General features: G+C 58.8%; 16 protein-coding genes. 4 read left to right on the top strand and 12 right to left on the bottom strand.

Annotation, left to right across the window (positions count from 1 at the left end):
* Window positions 1-102 precede the first annotated feature (102 nt).
* The 6 genes from msrQ to AC07N8_RS27380 form a co-directional block, all read right to left on the bottom strand.
* Window positions 103-723, bottom strand: coding sequence for a protein-methionine-sulfoxide reductase heme-binding subunit MsrQ (msrQ, locus tag AC07N8_RS27405; RefSeq protein ID WP_493146773.1), 621 nt, complete (start codon window positions 721-723; stop codon window positions 103-105).
* On the bottom strand, window positions 723-1,736 hold the full coding sequence (gene msrP, locus AC07N8_RS27400; protein ID WP_493146771.1) for a protein-methionine-sulfoxide reductase catalytic subunit MsrP: 1,014 nt from the start codon (window positions 1,734-1,736) through the stop codon (window positions 723-725). The genes msrQ and msrP overlap by 1 nt, the downstream gene beginning before the upstream one ends.
* Window positions 1,737-1,799: 63 nt before the next feature.
* Window positions 1,800-2,657 (bottom strand): CDP-diacylglycerol--serine O-phosphatidyltransferase, encoded by an 858-nt coding sequence (gene pssA, locus AC07N8_RS27395; protein WP_007948646.1) that lies wholly within the window; start codon window positions 2,655-2,657, stop codon window positions 1,800-1,802.
* A 145-nt stretch (window positions 2,658-2,802) separates the two neighbouring features.
* A complete protein-coding gene (gene ilvC, locus AC07N8_RS27390) occupies window positions 2,803-3,819 on the bottom strand; it encodes a ketol-acid reductoisomerase (RefSeq protein WP_007948647.1) in 1,017 nt (338 codons plus the stop codon).
* A gap of 48 nt (window positions 3,820-3,867) precedes the next feature.
* A complete protein-coding gene (gene ilvN / locus AC07N8_RS27385) occupies window positions 3,868-4,359 on the bottom strand; it encodes an acetolactate synthase small subunit (protein ID WP_003176102.1) in 492 nt (163 codons plus the stop codon).
* Window positions 4,360-4,361: 2 nt separating this feature from the next.
* Complete coding sequence (locus AC07N8_RS27380; protein ID WP_483842926.1) at window positions 4,362-6,086, bottom strand: acetolactate synthase 3 large subunit; 1,725 nt, start codon at window positions 6,084-6,086, stop codon at window positions 4,362-4,364.
* Between the two features lie 400 nt (window positions 6,087-6,486).
* On the opposite strand from AC07N8_RS27380, the gene AC07N8_RS27375 reads away from it, so the two are divergent.
* Entirely contained in the window at window positions 6,487-6,903 is a 417-nt protein-coding gene (locus AC07N8_RS27375; protein ID WP_483842927.1) for a DUF4124 domain-containing protein, read from the top strand.
* Between the two features lie 18 nt (window positions 6,904-6,921).
* On the opposite strand, the gene AC07N8_RS27370 is transcribed toward AC07N8_RS27375, so the two are convergent.
* From AC07N8_RS27370 to mrcB, 3 genes are read right to left on the bottom strand one after another with little or no spacing between them, the layout of a single operon-like run.
* Window positions 6,922-7,257, bottom strand: coding sequence for a YqcC family protein (locus tag AC07N8_RS27370; RefSeq protein ID WP_493146769.1), 336 nt, complete (start codon window positions 7,255-7,257; stop codon window positions 6,922-6,924).
* Window positions 7,257-7,997, bottom strand: a complete 741-nt coding sequence (locus tag AC07N8_RS27365) for a tetratricopeptide repeat protein (RefSeq protein ID WP_483842929.1) — start codon at window positions 7,995-7,997, stop codon at window positions 7,257-7,259. The genes AC07N8_RS27370 and AC07N8_RS27365 overlap by 1 nt, the downstream gene beginning before the upstream one ends.
* A gap of 16 nt (window positions 7,998-8,013) precedes the next feature.
* Window positions 8,014-10,338, bottom strand: a complete 2,325-nt coding sequence (gene mrcB / locus AC07N8_RS27360) for a penicillin-binding protein 1B (RefSeq protein WP_493146767.1) — start codon at window positions 10,336-10,338, stop codon at window positions 8,014-8,016.
* A gap of 118 nt (window positions 10,339-10,456) precedes the next feature.
* On the opposite strand from mrcB, the gene AC07N8_RS27355 reads away from it, so the two are divergent.
* From AC07N8_RS27355 to AC07N8_RS27345, 3 genes are all read left to right on the top strand, one after another.
* A complete protein-coding gene (locus AC07N8_RS27355; protein ID WP_493146765.1) occupies window positions 10,457-12,013 on the top strand; it encodes a bifunctional aminoglycoside phosphotransferase/ATP-binding protein in 1,557 nt (518 codons plus the stop codon).
* Window positions 12,014-12,103: 90 nt separating this feature from the next.
* Entirely contained in the window at window positions 12,104-12,448 is a 345-nt protein-coding gene (locus tag AC07N8_RS27350; RefSeq protein ID WP_493146763.1) for a pentapeptide repeat-containing protein, read from the top strand.
* A 221-nt stretch (window positions 12,449-12,669) separates the two neighbouring features.
* Entirely contained in the window at window positions 12,670-12,942 is a 273-nt protein-coding gene (locus AC07N8_RS27345; RefSeq protein ID WP_007948654.1) for a TfoX/Sxy family protein, read from the top strand.
* A 238-nt stretch (window positions 12,943-13,180) separates the two neighbouring features.
* Here AC07N8_RS27345 and AC07N8_RS27340 read toward each other — a convergent pair whose 3' ends face one another.
* Genes AC07N8_RS27340 through AC07N8_RS27330 form a run of 3 tightly spaced genes read right to left on the bottom strand, consistent with a single transcriptional unit; the run spans window position 13,181 to window position 15,802 of the window.
* The gene (locus tag AC07N8_RS27340; protein ID WP_493146761.1) at window positions 13,181-14,032 is read right to left on the bottom strand and encodes a ChaN family lipoprotein; all 852 of its coding nucleotides are present in this window, start codon (window positions 14,030-14,032) and stop codon (window positions 13,181-13,183) included.
* A gap of 19 nt (window positions 14,033-14,051) precedes the next feature.
* Window positions 14,052-14,819 (bottom strand): heme ABC transporter ATP-binding protein, encoded by a 768-nt coding sequence (locus AC07N8_RS27335; protein ID WP_493146759.1) that lies wholly within the window; start codon window positions 14,817-14,819, stop codon window positions 14,052-14,054.
* Window positions 14,819-15,802, bottom strand: a complete 984-nt coding sequence (locus AC07N8_RS27330; RefSeq protein WP_483843064.1) for a FecCD family ABC transporter permease — start codon at window positions 15,800-15,802, stop codon at window positions 14,819-14,821. The genes AC07N8_RS27335 and AC07N8_RS27330 overlap by 1 nt, the downstream gene beginning before the upstream one ends.
* Window positions 15,803-15,823 lie beyond the last annotated feature (21 nt).

Genomic DNA, 15,823 nt, shown 5'->3' with positions numbered 1-15,823 from the left:
TCGAAACCTGCATAACTCTTTGTTTACCAAGGAGTTTTCCGTTTCGACTGCGCCGGAAGTGGGGCGAATTATAGACACCCAGAATCTGCCGTCAACCTTTAATTACGCCTTTCGTACAGATGGTGCCTTTTTAGCCACTAAACGCGGGATTCGACGGGCAACCGCCGGTATACGCGTCACTAATAGCAACGCCCCTATAGAGGCATACACCGCCCACTCCTTCAGATCGGCGCGAACGATCCACAACATATGCAGCAACCCAAGCCCGAGAATCACATACACCAGGCGATGCAGCTTCTTCCAGCGCGCCCCCAAACGCCGCTGACTGTAGCGATTGGAAGTCACCGCCAACGCCAGCAAACATAGAAAGCCCAATGTGCCGACAATAATGTACGGCCGCTTGCGCAACTCAACTCCCAGCTGCGACCAGTCAAACCCGAGAATGAACGCCGTATAGCCACTTAAATGCAGAACCACATACGCGAAGCACCACAACCCCAACTGCCTGCGCACAGCAATCCATCCCGCCCACCCGGTGAGCTTTTGCAAAGGCGTCATGCTGAGTGTGATGAGTAGTAGAACAAGAGTACCCAACCCCAATCGATCGACCAGCACCTTGCCCGGATCAGGTCCCAACACATCTGCCCAGGCCTGATACAACCAAAGCAGCGGCCACACCGCTATCACGATGAAGACGCCAATACGCCAAACCGGAAATCGCATCAGTAGTTCTTCCGCAGATCGAGCCCTGTATAGAGAGAGGCAACTTCATCGGAGTAGCCATTGAACATCTGCGTGTCCCGCACATTGGGCTTGAACAGACCACTTGGCAATCGACGCTCCCGCGCCTGAGTCCAGCGCGGGTGATCTACCGTAGGATTCACGTTCGCATAAAAACCATACTCATCTGCAGCAATGCTCTGCCAGGTGGTCTTCGGCTGCTCGCTGACCAGGCTGATGCGCACAATGGATTTGATGCTCTTGAAGCCGTACTTCCAGGGCACCACCAGACGCAGCGGAGCGCCATTCTGATTAGGCAGTTCACGCCCGTACATGCCCACCGCAAGAATCGCCAAAGGATTCATCGCTTCATCCAGACGCAGCCCTTCTACATATGGCCAGTCGATCAAGGCGAACCCGGAACGCTGCCCCGGCATACTCTTGGGATCTTCCAGGGTTTCGAAACGAATGTACTTTGCCTTCGAGGTCGGCTCGACTTCCTTGAGCAACGCCGAGATAGGAAAGCCGATCCACGGAATGACCATCGACCAGGCCTCAACACAGCGGAGACGATAGATCCGCTCCTCCAGCTGATAAGGCTTCATGAAGTCTTCCAGCGCATATCGCCCCGGCTTACCCACCTCGCCATCCACTACCACGCTCCACGGTTCGGTCTTTAGCGCGCTTGCGTTGGCAGCAGGGTCGCCTTTATCAGTGCCGAACTCATAGAAGTTGTTGTAGTGGGTTGCGTCCTTGAACGGCGTGATCGCTTCGTCCTTGACGTTGACCGCCCCCCATTTAGTAGAAGGAAGCTTTTCGGAAAACCAGGAAGGCGCCTTGCCAGGCTCGACATCGGCATAGCGCGCAGCTTCTTCGGCACTGGCCCAGCGCGGCAGGCTACTGACAGCCAAACCAGCAACGGCAGCGCCGAGAACACTACGACGGGATAGATAGAAGGATTCAGGCGTGATGTCCGACTCATGGCAGTCAGACGCTTGGGGGACTTTGATCAGCATGGCAACTCCGCAGCATTGGAGAACAGTTGCACCAATAGACTGCGGAGTATGAGGGAAATTACATCACTCGGCGTTTTTGTGCCGACGAAGACGCAACAGGTATTGCACCGGGCCGGAGGCCGCATAGGCGAGGAAAACCAGCAGCAGAATGCGTGGCGGATCACTGAAGACCACGGCAAACACCAGCACCACCGCAAGAATCGCCACGAAAGGTACGCGCCCTTTCAAGTCCAGCTCCTTGAAGCTGTTGTACTTGATGTTGCTGACCATCAGCATGCCGGCCGCCGCCACCATCAGTGCGACCAGGAAAGACATCTTCGATCCCTGGATTCCGTAGTCGCTGAACGCCCAGACGATCCCCGCGACCACACCCGCCGCTGCCGGACTGGCCAGGCCGATGAAGTAGCGTTTGTCTGCGGTGCCAACCTGAGTGTTGAAGCGCGCCAGACGCAGCGCAGCGCCAGCCACATAGATGAAGGCGACCATCCAGCCGACCTTGCCCATATCACCCAAGGCCCAGCCAAACGCCAACAATGCCGGCGCGACACCAAAGGCGACCATGTCCGACAACGAGTCGTACTCGGCACCAAAAGCGCTTTGGGTATTGGTCATGCGCGCCACGCGGCCATCGAGACCGTCGAGCACCATTGCTACGAAGATCGCGATCGCGGCGAAAGCAAAGTACTTGCTCGCATTGACCGAATCACCAGCACTCAAGGCCGCCTGGGCACTCATCGAGTTGATGATGGAATAAAACCCTGCGAACAGGTTCGCAGTGGTGAACAGATTCGGCAGAAGATAGATACCACGATGCCGGACTTTGCGGCCTTCGGCGTCATGCCCTTCCTCGATGTGTTCATCGATGGGCAGCAGGCTTTCGGCGTCAGAAGCCTGGTTTGGCTCTTCGGGGCGTTCGCTCATGGACATTACCTTGCAACAGGATGGAAAGTTTTCGACAGGTGTCTGGGACGACGGTTCGGCCACAAACGATGCAGCTTTATACCAGAAGCGGCGTTCCAAACGAAAAAACGCGGCCTAGGCCGCGTTTTCCGTACAAGGACGTGACTTAGTTTTTGGCTTTGTCGACGATCTTGTTGGCACCGATCCACGGCATCATGGAGCGCAGTTGCTCGCCGATGATCTCGATACCGTGAGCGGCGTTGTTACGACGCTTGGCGGTCATCGAAGGATAGCCGGTTGCACCTTCGCTGATGAACATCTTGGCGTATTCGCCGTCCTGAATACGTTTCAGGGCGTTGCGCATGGCCTGACGGGATTCGGCGTTGATCACTTCCGGACCGGTCACGTACTCGCCGTACTCAGCGTTGTTGGAGATCGAGTAGTTCATGTTGGCGATACCGCCTTCGTACATGAGGTCAACGATCAGTTTCAGTTCGTGCAGGCACTCGAAGTAGGCCATTTCTGGCGCGTAGCCAGCTTCAACCAGGGTTTCGAAACCGGCTTTGACCAGTTCAACGGTACCGCCGCACAGAACGGCTTGTTCGCCGAACAGGTCGGTTTCGGTCTCGTCCTTGAAGGTGGTTTCGATGATGCCGGTACGACCGCCACCAACGCCAGCGGCGTAGGACAGTGCAACGTTTTTGGCGTTGCCGGAAGCATCCTGGTAGATAGCGATCAGGTCAGGGATACCGCCGCCTTTGACGAACTCGGAACGCACGGTGTGGCCCGGTGCTTTCGGCGCGATCATGATCACGTCGAGGTCAGCGCGCGGAACAACCTGGTTGTAGTGGATCGCGAAGCCGTGGGAGAAGGCCAGGGTGGCGCCTTTCTTGATGTTCGGCTCGATTTCGTTCTTGTACAGGGCAGACTGGAACTCGTCCGGGGTCAGGATCATGACCAGGTCGGCAGCTGCAACAGCGGAAGCAACGTCGGTCACTTTCAGGCCGTGAGCTTCGGCTTTGGCAACGGTAGCCGAACCTTTACGCAGGCCAACGGTAACGTCAACGCCGGAGTCTTTCAGGTTGCACGCTTGAGCGTGACCCTGGGAACCGTAACCGATGATGGCAACTTTCTTGCCCTGGATGATGGACAGGTCGCAGTCTTTTTCGTAATAAACTTTCATGAAATTCCCCTATATATCCAGGCCGTTCAGGCCATTCACTAATTTGGTTTAGATGCTGAGTACTTTGTCGCCGCGTGCAATACCGGTTACGCCGCTACGGACGGTTTCCAGAATCGACGCAGTGCCAATGGACTGAATGAAGCTGTCGAGCTTGTCGCTGGTACCGGTCAGTTGAACGGTATACACGCTAGCGCTGACATCGACGATCTGCCCACGGTAAATATCGGTGGTGCGTTTGATCTCGGCGCGCTGGGCGCCGGTGGCCTTGACCTTGACCAGCATCAGTTCGCGCTCGATGTGAGCACTCTCCGACAGGTCGACCAGTTTGACCACTTCGATCAACTTGTTCAGGTTCTTGGTGATCTGCTCGATCACTTCATCATGGCCAACCGTGGTCAGCGTCAGACGCGACAGGGTCGGGTCCTCGGTTGGCGCCACGGTCAGGCTTTCGATGTTGTAGTTGCGCTGCGAGAACAGGCCGACTACACGAGACAGAGCGCCCGGTTCGTTTTCCAGAAGCAAGGAAATAATGTGTCGCATGATTAAGTACGCTCCGTCTTGCTCAGCCACATATCGCGCATGGAGCCGTCTTTGATCTGCATCGGATAGACGTGCTCACTGGTGTCGACCGAAACATCGATGATCACCAAACGATCCTTCATGGCGAACGCTTCTTCCATCTGCGACTTCAAGTCTTTCGAGTCGGTGATGCGCACGCCAACGTGACCATAGGCTTCAGCCAGCTTGACGAAGTCAGGCAGCGATTCCATGTACGAGTGCGAGTGACGGCTGCCGTAACTCATGTCTTGCCACTGGCGAACCATACCCAGAACACCGTTGTTCAGGATGACGATTTTGACCGGCAAGCCATATTGCAGACAGGTGGACAGTTCCTGAATGTTCATCTGGATGCTGCCCTCGCCCGTCACGCAGACGACGTCGGCATCCGGGAAGCTCAACTTGATGCCCATGGCCGCCGGAAAACCGAAGCCCATGGTGCCCAGGCCACCGGAGTTGATCCAGCGATTAGGCTTGTTGAACTTGTAGTACTGCGCGGCGAACATCTGGTGCTGGCCCACGTCCGAAGCGACATAAGCATCGCCCTTGGTGACTTCGCACAGGGTTTCAATCACCGTCTGCGGTTTGATGACGCTGCCGTCGCCCTTGTCGTAAGGGAACAGGCCACGATCACCGCGCCACTCATCAACTTGCTTCCACCAGCTGGCAACGGACTCCTTGTTCGGGGTCTCGCCGATTTCCTTGAGGATCGCGACCATTTCGGTCAGGACGCTCTCGACCGGGCCGACGATAGGTACGTCTGCCTTGATGGTCTTGGAGATCGAAGCCGGATCGATGTCGATGTGAATGATCTTGGCATTCGGGCAGAACTTCGCCGGGCCGTTGATCACACGGTCATCGAAACGCGCGCCGACCGCAAGGATCACGTCGGCGTGGTGCATCGCCAGGTTTGCGGTGTAGCTGCCGTGCATGCCGAGCATGCCGATGAACTGACGGTCGGTGCCAGGGTAGGCACCCAGGCCCATCAGGGTATTGGTCACTGGCAGGTTGAGCATCTTCGCCAATTCGGTCAGCGGCGCGGAGCCACCACCCAGAATCACGCCGCCGCCGGCGTACATCACCGGACGCTTGGCCGCCAGGAGCATTTCTGCCGCCTTGCGGATTTGCCCGGAGTGACCGCGAACGGCCGGGCTGTAAGAACGCAGCTTGGCTTTTTTCGGGAAGATGTATTCGTACTTCTCGGCCGGGTTGGTCATGTCTTTCGGGATATCGACAACGACCGGGCCCGGACGACCGGATTGCGCCAGGTAGAACGCTTTCTTCATGACTTCCGGGATTTCCGACGCGTGCTTGATCATGAAGCTGTGCTTCACGATCGGCCGGGAGATACCGATCATGTCGGTTTCCTGGAACGCATCGGTGCCGACCATGCTGCTAGGCACCTGGCCGGAAATGACCACCATCGGAATCGAGTCCATGTAGGCGGTGGCAATACCGGTGATGGCGTTTGTTGCGCCAGGACCGGAAGTCACCAGTACCACACCGGCTTTACCGGTGGCACGGGCATAGCCGTCAGCCATATGGGTAGCCGCTTGTTCGTGACGAACCAGGATGTGGGTCACTTCCGGTTCTTTGAACAGGGCATCGTAAACATGAAGAAGAGCACCACCCGGGTACCCGTAGATATATTTGACGCCTTCGTCACGCAAGAAGCGGACGAGCATCTCACCGCCAGATAAAAGCTCCACGTTGTTCACCTCTAAAACGCCAGAATACCGCCCACATAAACGGGGACGGGTCTTAATAGGTTTACTTCTCAGCAGAGCATGAGCGACGGTGGTCGCCGACTACGTCAGCACTGACTGAGCAAGTATTGGGATCGTCCCAAGTGTTGCGGGCCTTTCCCACCCAGCGCGAGGTAACGCGTTGCGGGTGTAACAGGTCGGCGCGGATGTGCGCCTCATGATCTGCTGAGTGGGTCTGCTTCTGGCAGTCCCTCTACAGCGGACTTTGGATTCTTCTGTTTCGTCCCCTGCAAGTCAAGTCGTCTATGTGCTTTATTGAAGTAAGCACATGAGAAAGCAAGAAAAAATCGCCAAACCGCGACTGTGTTAGCTTCGATTGCGCAACTCATGACAAGGAAATGGCATGCGAACGATCTTCTTCATGGTCAGCCTGCTGATCAGCCCTTTGTGCACGGCCGCCCAGATCTACAAATGGGTCGATGCCCAGGGCGTGACTCACTTCGACGCACAACCACCCCAAGGCCAGCAAGCCACCACCGTGGTGACGCCCTCCTCTTCTGTGAGCCAACCGGCCCCGTTGCCCGGCAGTAAAACCATCGGCAATCAGCAGGACATCGACAACACGGTGAAAAAGCAGGTCGCCGAGCAGCAGGCTCAGCTCAAGGCATTTTGCGTGCAGGCGCGCACGAATCTGGCGCAATTGCAGAACAATCCGCGACTTCGGGAGGATGTGGAGGGCGAAATGCGTCGCCTGACCGATCAACAACGTCAGGAACGCATCAGCGAAACGCAGAAACAGATTGCGCAGAACTGCCAGTAGGCACTGGCAGTTTCCGATTCAGCGGGAGGCGGTGATCAGCAGATCGAACTCTTTGAGCAGCACTTGCAGCTGACGATCCCGGCCCTGGACATCACGGCCGGCGAAGACCATTTCGGCCATCTCCTGAATCCCGGAGACGGCGGGCAACGGCAGGTCCTGCTCGAGGATCAGCTTCATCCGGGGCAGGAAGATCCATTGCAGCCACTGCTCGAAATCCAGCGTGTCGACCGAAAACGGCTCGACGCTGGAAAGCGCTTCAGCGGAGGGCGAGACTTCATCCCACCACCCCTGAACCCGCAGTTCACGTTCAATCAGCAACAACTGCTCGGCAATCTTCGGGAAGCGCGCGTCCATCACAGCGAAACCTTGGCCTTCTGACGGGCCAATGCTGCGCCGGCAGAATCACCTTGCTTCTCGCGTGCCTGGGCAATCAATTCCCACAGGCTGGCCTGAAGGTCCGGACGGCCATTGGCGAACGTCAGGCCCCGACGAGCGAATTGTTCAGCCTGCGGTGCATCGCCTTGGGCCATACGCACTTGAGCCAGACGATAAAGCACTTGCGGCTCACGCGGTGCAACGCGCTGAGCGCGTTCCAGGCTGGACGAAGCACCGTTGAGGTCGCCGCTCGCCTGTTGCTGTTGAGCCGTGGTCAACAGCGCCAGCACCGGACCATCCAGTTGCTCGTCGGCGGACAGACCGCCGGCGTTGGCCGATGGAATCCCGCTCGGCGTCGACGGCATGCTGTAGCTGCCCTGATTGATCGGTGCCGACTGGACCGGCGAGGTATCGATCGGCCCCGGTGTGATCGGGCCTGGTGTGATCGGCGAGGTGCTGATCGGTGCCGAGGCGACAGCGCCACCACCCGGAACCATCACCACCACACCGGTATCGCCTTGCGGGATCGCCTGGGTTTGCGATTGAGCTTGCGCAGGACGCTTCACGGTCGACTTGCGGAAACCGCCATTCGCCGAAATCCGCTCACTGTTGGACACAGCCGTGCCGGAATCTTCAACCGGAATCGAACCGCGTTGTACGGTGGAGCAACCGCTGAGCAACGCCACGGCGGCAACCGCTGGAATCAACCACTTGTTCACGTAAATCCCTCTTTGCTTAATTCATCCAGCCCTTGACCCAATCCATCACGGTTTCGCCGGAAGCAGGGCTTTCGCCACCGCAAGCCGCACCGGGAGGTGGTTCGCTGCCGCGAATATACGGCATCTGTACGGCGCCTGGGCAGTTGGCGTCGGAGCCTTGTCCGGTACGCGAATCGACCCAGGCCTGAACAACATTATCCGGCTGTGGCATGTCCAGCGGCAGCGGATCGGCTTTGCGCATGAAGCTGGTCCAGACCTGCAACGCACCGGTAGCGCCGGTGAACGGCGTCTTGCCGTTGTCATCGCGACCCAGCCACACCACCGCCAGCAAGTCCTGACTGAAACCGGCGAACCAGCTGTCTCGGGAATCGTTACTGGTACCGGTCTTGCCGGCCAGGGTCAGGGTTTTCGGCAACACGTTGTAAACCGAGCTGCCGGTACCTTCACGCATGACCCGTTGCATGGCGCTCTGGATCAGGTAAATCGAGGCAGGATCAAAACGCTGCTCGATCTGGAACGGATAACGCTTGAGCGGCTCGCCCTCGGCGGTCAAAACGCTACGAATCCCGCGCATCGGCGTGTTGAAACCACCGTTGGCCAGCGTCTGGTACATGGTCGCCACTTCAATCGGCGTCATGCCGCCTGCGCCCAGCAACATCGATGGGAACGCCGGGAATTCACGAGTCACGCCCAGGCGAGCCAGGGTCTTGAGGACATTCGGTACACCCAATGCCAAGCCGAGACGCGAGGTCGACAGGTTGTAGGAATGCGCCAGCCCCTGATACAGGAACACCGTACCGTGGGAACGGCGATCGTAGTTCTGCGGTTTCCAGACCTGACCGTCAGCGCCTTTGATCGAGAAGGCTTCGTCCGACAGCCAACTGGTCAAGGTGTACTGACTCGGTTTCTCAAGCGCCGTCAGATAAACCGCCGGCTTGATCAACGAACCGATGGGGCGTACCGCATCCAGCGCACGGTTGAAGCCGGCGAAACTCGCCTGGCGACTGCCGATCATGGCCTGGACCTCACCGGTTTCCGGGTTGGTCACGACCATGGCCGCCTCAACATCATCGGAACCCTTTCGACCCGACAGGCGCTTGAAGGTGTCGTTGACGGAAGCTTCGGCTTTCATCTGCAAAATCGGGTCGAAGCTGGTGAAGATCCGCAGGCCTTCTTCGGTCAAGTCTTCGTCACGGTAGTCTTCGCGCAACTGGCGTTTAACCAGATCGAGGAAACCCGGGAACGAGCTGTCGGCCAATTTCCCGCGCGTCGTCACACCCAGTGGCATTTTCTTCGCCGCGGCAACTTGCTCGGCGGTGGCGACGCCCTGCTGCTCAAGGACATCGAGCACCAGGTTGCGTCGCTCAAGCGCCCGCTCGGGATTGCGGCGCGGGTTGTAGTAGGACGGCCCTTTGACCATCCCCACCAGCAAGGCAACCTGATGCAATTTCAGTTCGGACAATGGCTGCGCGAAGAAGAACTGGCTGGCCAGACCGAAACCGTGCACCGCGCGCTGGCCGTCCTGACCGACGAACACTTCGTTGAGGTAAGCCTCAAGAATTTCCCGCTTGTCGTAATGCAGCTCAAGCAACATTGCCATCATGGCTTCGGTGAGTTTGCGGGTCAGGCTGCGTTCGCTGGTCAGGTAGAAGTTCTTGACCAACTGTTGCGTCAGCGTACTGCCGCCCTGGGTCATCTTGCCGCCAGAGGTGTTGACGTAGACCGCACGGGCAATCGACTTCGGCGACACACCCCAGTGGCTATAGAAATCCCGGTCTTCCACAGCGACCAGGGTCTCCAGCAGATACGGCGGCACCTGATCGATTTTGATCAGGATGCGGTCTTCAAGATTTTTCGGGTAAATCCCGCCGATCAGCATCGGCTCAAGGCGCACCACCGACAGCTTCGAACCGTTGGTCGCCGAAAGCTCGGCGACATAGTCGCCGGAGAAACGCACGCGCACAGGCTGGGGCTTTTCCAGGCCTTCATAAAACTGGAAGCCACGGGTATTCAAATCAACGGTGTTGCCGTTGACCGACGCAGCGCCGGGGCCGTTACTTACGCTTTCGCGTCGGTAGCCCAAGGCGTCGAGCTCGGTGAGGAAGTCATCCTTGCTCAGCTTCTGGCCGGTAAACAGCTCCAGCGGGCGCGCATACACCTTGGCCGGGATCGTCCAGCGCTTGCCGGAGAATTTTTCCTGGACGATAGCGTCGAGGTAAACCGCGAATCCGGCGAGCACCACGAGGCCGACCAGACTGAGTTTAAGGGCCCAGCCCAGCCAAGGGTGCAAGCCCCTGGAAGGTGGTTTTTTTGGAGTGCGGGGGGATCGAGTACGAGTCATGGCGGCGGATTATACGCACTTTATTCATACTCAACAGGCGCCCTCCGAGGTTTGCGTCAGGCGGACTTGCGGCCATAATGGCGGCCTTGAATTTTTCCCAGTCTTTGAAGGATCGCCTGTGAGCCAGTCCCTGATCGCCGCTCTGCAAAACCCGGCCCTCTACCCGCATCCGGTAGACGGGTTCCAGGTCATCGAAACCCATATTTCCTGGGTCATCCTCACAGGTCCCTTTGCTTATAAAGTGAAGAAGCCGGTGAATTTCGGCTTCCTCGACTTCACCAGCCTCGACGCCCGCGAGCACTTCTGCGGCGAAGAACTGCGCTTGAACCAGCGCCTGACCAACGATTTGTATCTGGAAGTGTTGCCAATCACCGGCAGCGCCGAAGCCCCTCAATTCGGTGGCGATGGCCCGGTCGTCGATTTCGCCCTGAAAATGCGTCAATTCCCACAAAGCCAATTGCTCAGCACCTTGCAGGCCAATGGCGAACTGACTACCGCGCACATTGACGAGATGGCCGCGCAGATCGCTCAATTCCATCTCACCGCACCGAAAGTGCCAGCCGAACACGAAGCCGGCACCCCGGACAGCGTGATGGCGCCGGTACGCCAGAACTTTGAGCAGATCCGCCCGTTCCTCAGTGACAAGGCCGATCTTGTGCAACTCGACGCCCTGCAAGCCTGGGCCGAAAGCAGCTTCGAACGCCTCAAGCCACTGTTCGCCCAGCGCAAGGCCGAAGGCTTCATTCGTGAATGCCACGGTGATATCCACTTGGGTAACGCTACCGTGATCGATGGCAAGGTCGTGATCTTCGACTGCATCGAATTCAACGAACCGTTCCGTTTCACCGACGTCTATGCCGATACCGGTTTCCTGGCGATGGACCTGGAAGACCGCGGTTTGAAATGCCTCGCGCGCCGCTTCGTCAGCCAATACCTGGAGCTGACCGGCGACTATCAAGGCCTTGAACTGCTGAACTTCTACAAAGCCTACCGCGCACTGGTTCGCGCCAAGGTCAGCCTGTTCAGCATGCCCGCCGAAGCCGATCCGGTGCAGCGCGCCACGACCCTGCGCCAGTACCGCAACTACGCCAACCTGGCGGAAAGCTACAGCACCATTCCTTCGCGCTTCATGGCGATCACCCACGGCGTGTCCGCTGTTGGTAAAAGCCACGTGGCCATGCGTCTGGTCGAAGCACTGGGCGCCATTCGCCTGCGCTCGGATGTCGAACGCAAACGTCTGTTCGGTGAACAAACCGTCGCGAATGATCCGCAGGCCGGCATTTATAACGCGGACGCCACTGCCGCCACCTACAGCCGCCTGCATGAAATCGCCGGGATCATCCTGCGAGCCGGTTTCCCGGTGGTGATCGACGCCACTTACCTCAAGCGCGACCAGCGAGACGGCGCGGCGAAAATCGCCGAGGCCACCGGTGCGCCGTTCCTGATCCTCGATTGCCATGCGCCGCAAGCCGTTATCGAGAGCTGGCTGGCCCTGCGTCAGGCAGACAAAAAGGATCCGTCCGACGCCAACCTGGCCGTTATCGAAGCCCAGCAAGCCAATCGTGAAGCGCTGACGCCAGCCGAGATTCTGTGCAGCAAACGCGTCCAGACCAACGAAAGCGGGACCCTCGACACCGTCGTTGCGCAAATCCGCCAACGCATGCCAAGCCTGTAAAAACTATTTCAGCCGTGAAGCCTTCCCTGGCTTCACGGCTGTCAAATAGTGGCACTATACTGGCGTCATAAAACCATCAGGTGATGCGACATGAGCCAGCCCAAACTTCTCGACACCCCGCTGTATGCCTTGCTGCACAAAGACGACATCGCAGGATTCAACAATGAGCGGCCCAAAGACGGACCTATCGATATGGTTGGTGGTGATTTCCGGGGCTTGGACTTGCGTGAACTGAATGCCGATGGCGTCGACTTCACCGATGCTTATTTCCGCTCCGCCGATTTGCGCGGCATCGATTTCCGCAGCGCATCGCTGGAAGGCGCCAGCCTGGCTCACGCACAGATCTCCGGCGCCTACTTCCCGGCAGAGCTGAGCGCGGACGAGATCCTGATGTCGATGAACTTCGGCACGCGCCTGCGTTACCGCACTCGCTAAAAACGACGCTTCACCCTGACACGTCCAGCGCCCCCGCTTTGCGCTGGATGCCGTGTGATCGCCCGAAAACTGCTTCTGGCGCCCCCCTCCCGACCTGTCGTTGCCTCGTCCTCTTAGAAGCTTTTGCGTCGAAACCGACCAAACAATCACGCTTTTCCTACTGATGGCTACACTCCTGAGAAGCTCGCCCACGCACCGTTCGGCCGTCGCAAGGAGGCTTGATGAATGATGAACTGCAACACCTGAAGAATCTTGGCAAGACGTCGGCGCAGTGGCTGCATGCCGTGGGCATCCACAGCGCCTCGGATTTGCGTCGCCTCGGGGCGGTGGATGCTTATCGGGCCGTGCGTACGCGCGGGTTTCGGGCGTCAAAGGTGTTGTTGTATGCGATCGAAGGTGCACTGATGGATGTGCACTGGAACGACATTCCAGCCGAGCGTAAAGAAGCCTTGAACAAACAGCTGGAGGCGATTTCCTCGCGCCACAAGGCTTGAAATCATTGGCTTTGAACCGAATTGACGAGGCATCTCAAAGAAACTGAAAAACAGCGGTTGACATGGTAATGAGAATCGCTATGATTACCACCAACTGGTCGCGAGACTGGTCGATATTTGAAAAGCCCTTGGTTCGGACTCTCAGATATCTCCTCATCAGGCTAATCACGGTTATTTGACCCGGCTCTTGCCGGGTCTTTTTTTGCCTGTGAGTTTTTGCCTATGAAAGCGCCAGTCGTTACTTGCCGAATTGCTTACGCATCTGTTCGCAGTAATCCTGAGGCGGTGAAGCCTTCGTGTACCAGACGTAATCGGCCATTGCCGCTGTCACCTCGGCCCCCTGCTCTGCCAGCAGCAACACCGTCGGCGCTTGCGCCTGCCTCAGATCCAGCACATGGATTGGCACACCAACGTCCTTGCGCGCGTGGTAGGCACCGGCAAACAGCAATGAAGGCGTCGGAGCCGCCAGCAAAAGCTCGGCCATTCGCCGGTCTCGTTGCTGCTGGACTGCCAGCATGGCGGGCATTTGTGAAGTGGGCAGCAAGCCGCAATGGGAGTCGTTGATCTCTGCCAGCAACTCATCCTTGACCGAAGCCGCATTGGAGCGCGAGCCGCTCAATGCCGGCGGTTTGGCGTAGACCGCACGAACATCGAGGTTGTCCAGATTGGCCGCCAGCAGCGGATAGGGCTGAGTCAGCGCAAAACGCACGATCGGCCCGTAAAGCGCCCAGTCCCACCCTTCCTGCCAAGCCAAAGCCGTCGGCAAGTTGGACGGAGGGGTCGGCGCATGGCGAACATCATCAACCCGTGGCTGTTGATCCGGCGTGAGCATTTCCAGGAGCAAACTGCCTTGTGGCCGTTGCTCACCCAATGACTGCAACAACCACAGTTCCAGCTGATGGTGATCGCGATTGTCATGCTGCTCGCCAACAATGAGCCGAGAAGGCTTGGCCAGTCGCTCAAGCAGCTCCTGCGCCGTCAGGACCTGACCGTTTTGCAGGTCGCGGATTTCACCGTTGACCGGGGGCGGCACCAAAACATGTTGGCAGGCACTCAAGAGCAGTACGGCCAGCAGCAAAATCCCACGCATGTTCACCTCGATGACAGTCTCAGCGGGCGATGATCAGCGGATGCCCACGCTCCGGGTGTTGCTGGACTAACACTTCCAGCCCGAACACCGCTTTGAGCGGCTCGGGTTTCAGGACCTGCTGTGGTGTGTCCAATGCCACCGGACGCCCGCCCTCAAGAAGCAACAGACGATCACAATAACGCGCCGCCAGATTCAGATCATGCAGGATGACCAATACAGCAGCGCCGCGATCGGCAAACTCGCGCACCGCTTGCAGGGTGGTGTGCTGATGCAGCGGGTCGAGCATCGAGGTCGGCTCATCGAGTAATAGCGTCTGCCCCGCCTCACCCGGCCAGAGCTGCGCCAGCACCCGGGCCAGATGCACCCGCTGACGCTCGCCACCGGACAAGGCCAGGTAGCTGCGACCACTCAGGTGGCCGGCATCGGCGGCGTGCAACGCGGCGGCGATAATCTCGTCATCGCGCACTCTCCCGCTTTGATGGGGCAAACGCCCCATCCCCACCACTTCTTCGACGCGAAAGGCAAAGTCCAGGGTCGACACCTGCGGCAGCACCGCCAGTCGCTGCGCGCGCAGCGGTGCGGCCCAGTGACGCAATTCGCGATCATCGAGCCAGACGCTTCCATGGTCACCGTGCAATTCGCCGCACAAGGCACCGAGCAAGGTACTTTTGCCGGCGCCATTGGGGCCGAGCACGCCCAGCACTTCGCCCGGTCGGAGCTCAAGCGTGATGTCCGACAGCACAGTCTTGGTGCCTCGACGGATATGCAGGTTCTGCGTGCGCAACATCAGGCGCGCCTCCGGAGCAACAAGAACAGAAAAAACGGCGCACCGATAAAGGCTGTAACAATGCCGATCGGCAGTTCGGCCGGTGCCAGGGCCAGTCGCGCCACCAGATCGGCAAACAACAGAAGACTGGCACCGGCGAGTACCGAAGCGGGCAATAACACTCGGTGATCAGGACCCGCGAGCAAGCGCACGAGGTGCGGCACCACCAGACCGACAAATCCGATCATCCCCGCCGCCGCCACCGCCGCGCCAACCCCCAGCGCCGTACAGAACACCAATTCGCGCTTGAGCCCTTCGACGTCGATGCCCAGATGACCCGCCTCCGATTCCCCCAGCAACAACGCATTCAGGGCCTTGGCCCGACGCGGCAACCAGAGCGCCACACCCGCGCTGACCAGCAGCAACGGCCACAGCCGCGCGTAACTCGCGCCATTGAGGCTGCCCAGATTCCAGAACGTCAGCGTCCGCAGGGTCGCGTCGTCAGCCAGATAAGTGAACAACCCCACCGCCGAGCCTGCCAGCGCGGTCAATGCGATACCGGCCAACAGCATCGTCGCGACGTTGGTCTGACCGTTGCGTCGACCCAGTCGATACACCAGCGCCGTGACGCCGAGCCCACCCAGAAACGCGCACACCGATAACAGATAAGGCCCAAAGGACTCTGGCAAACCGCCAAACGCCGAGCCGCCAACAATCGCGATAGCGGCACCCAATGCCGCACCGCTGGACACCCCTACCAACCCCGGGTCGGCCAGCGGGTTACGAAACAGGCCCTGCATCGCCACACCGGACAGCGCCAGCACGCCACCCACCGCCAAACCCAGCAAGGTGCGCGGCAGGCGAATTTGCCCGACGATCAATTCGGCTTGCTCCAGCCCGTGCGGCGCAATCGGCAACCCGGCCAGGCGCAATGCGGCGTGCAAGGTGTCGAGCAACGGCAAACTGACCGGCCCCAGCGCCAGCGACAGCCATATCGCCAGCACACACAGAAGGCTCAGGCCAAT

It is taken from the genome of Pseudomonas sp. GW821-FHT10C09, assembly GCF_059415465.1.
This window is presented reverse-complemented; position numbering and strand designations above follow the sequence as displayed.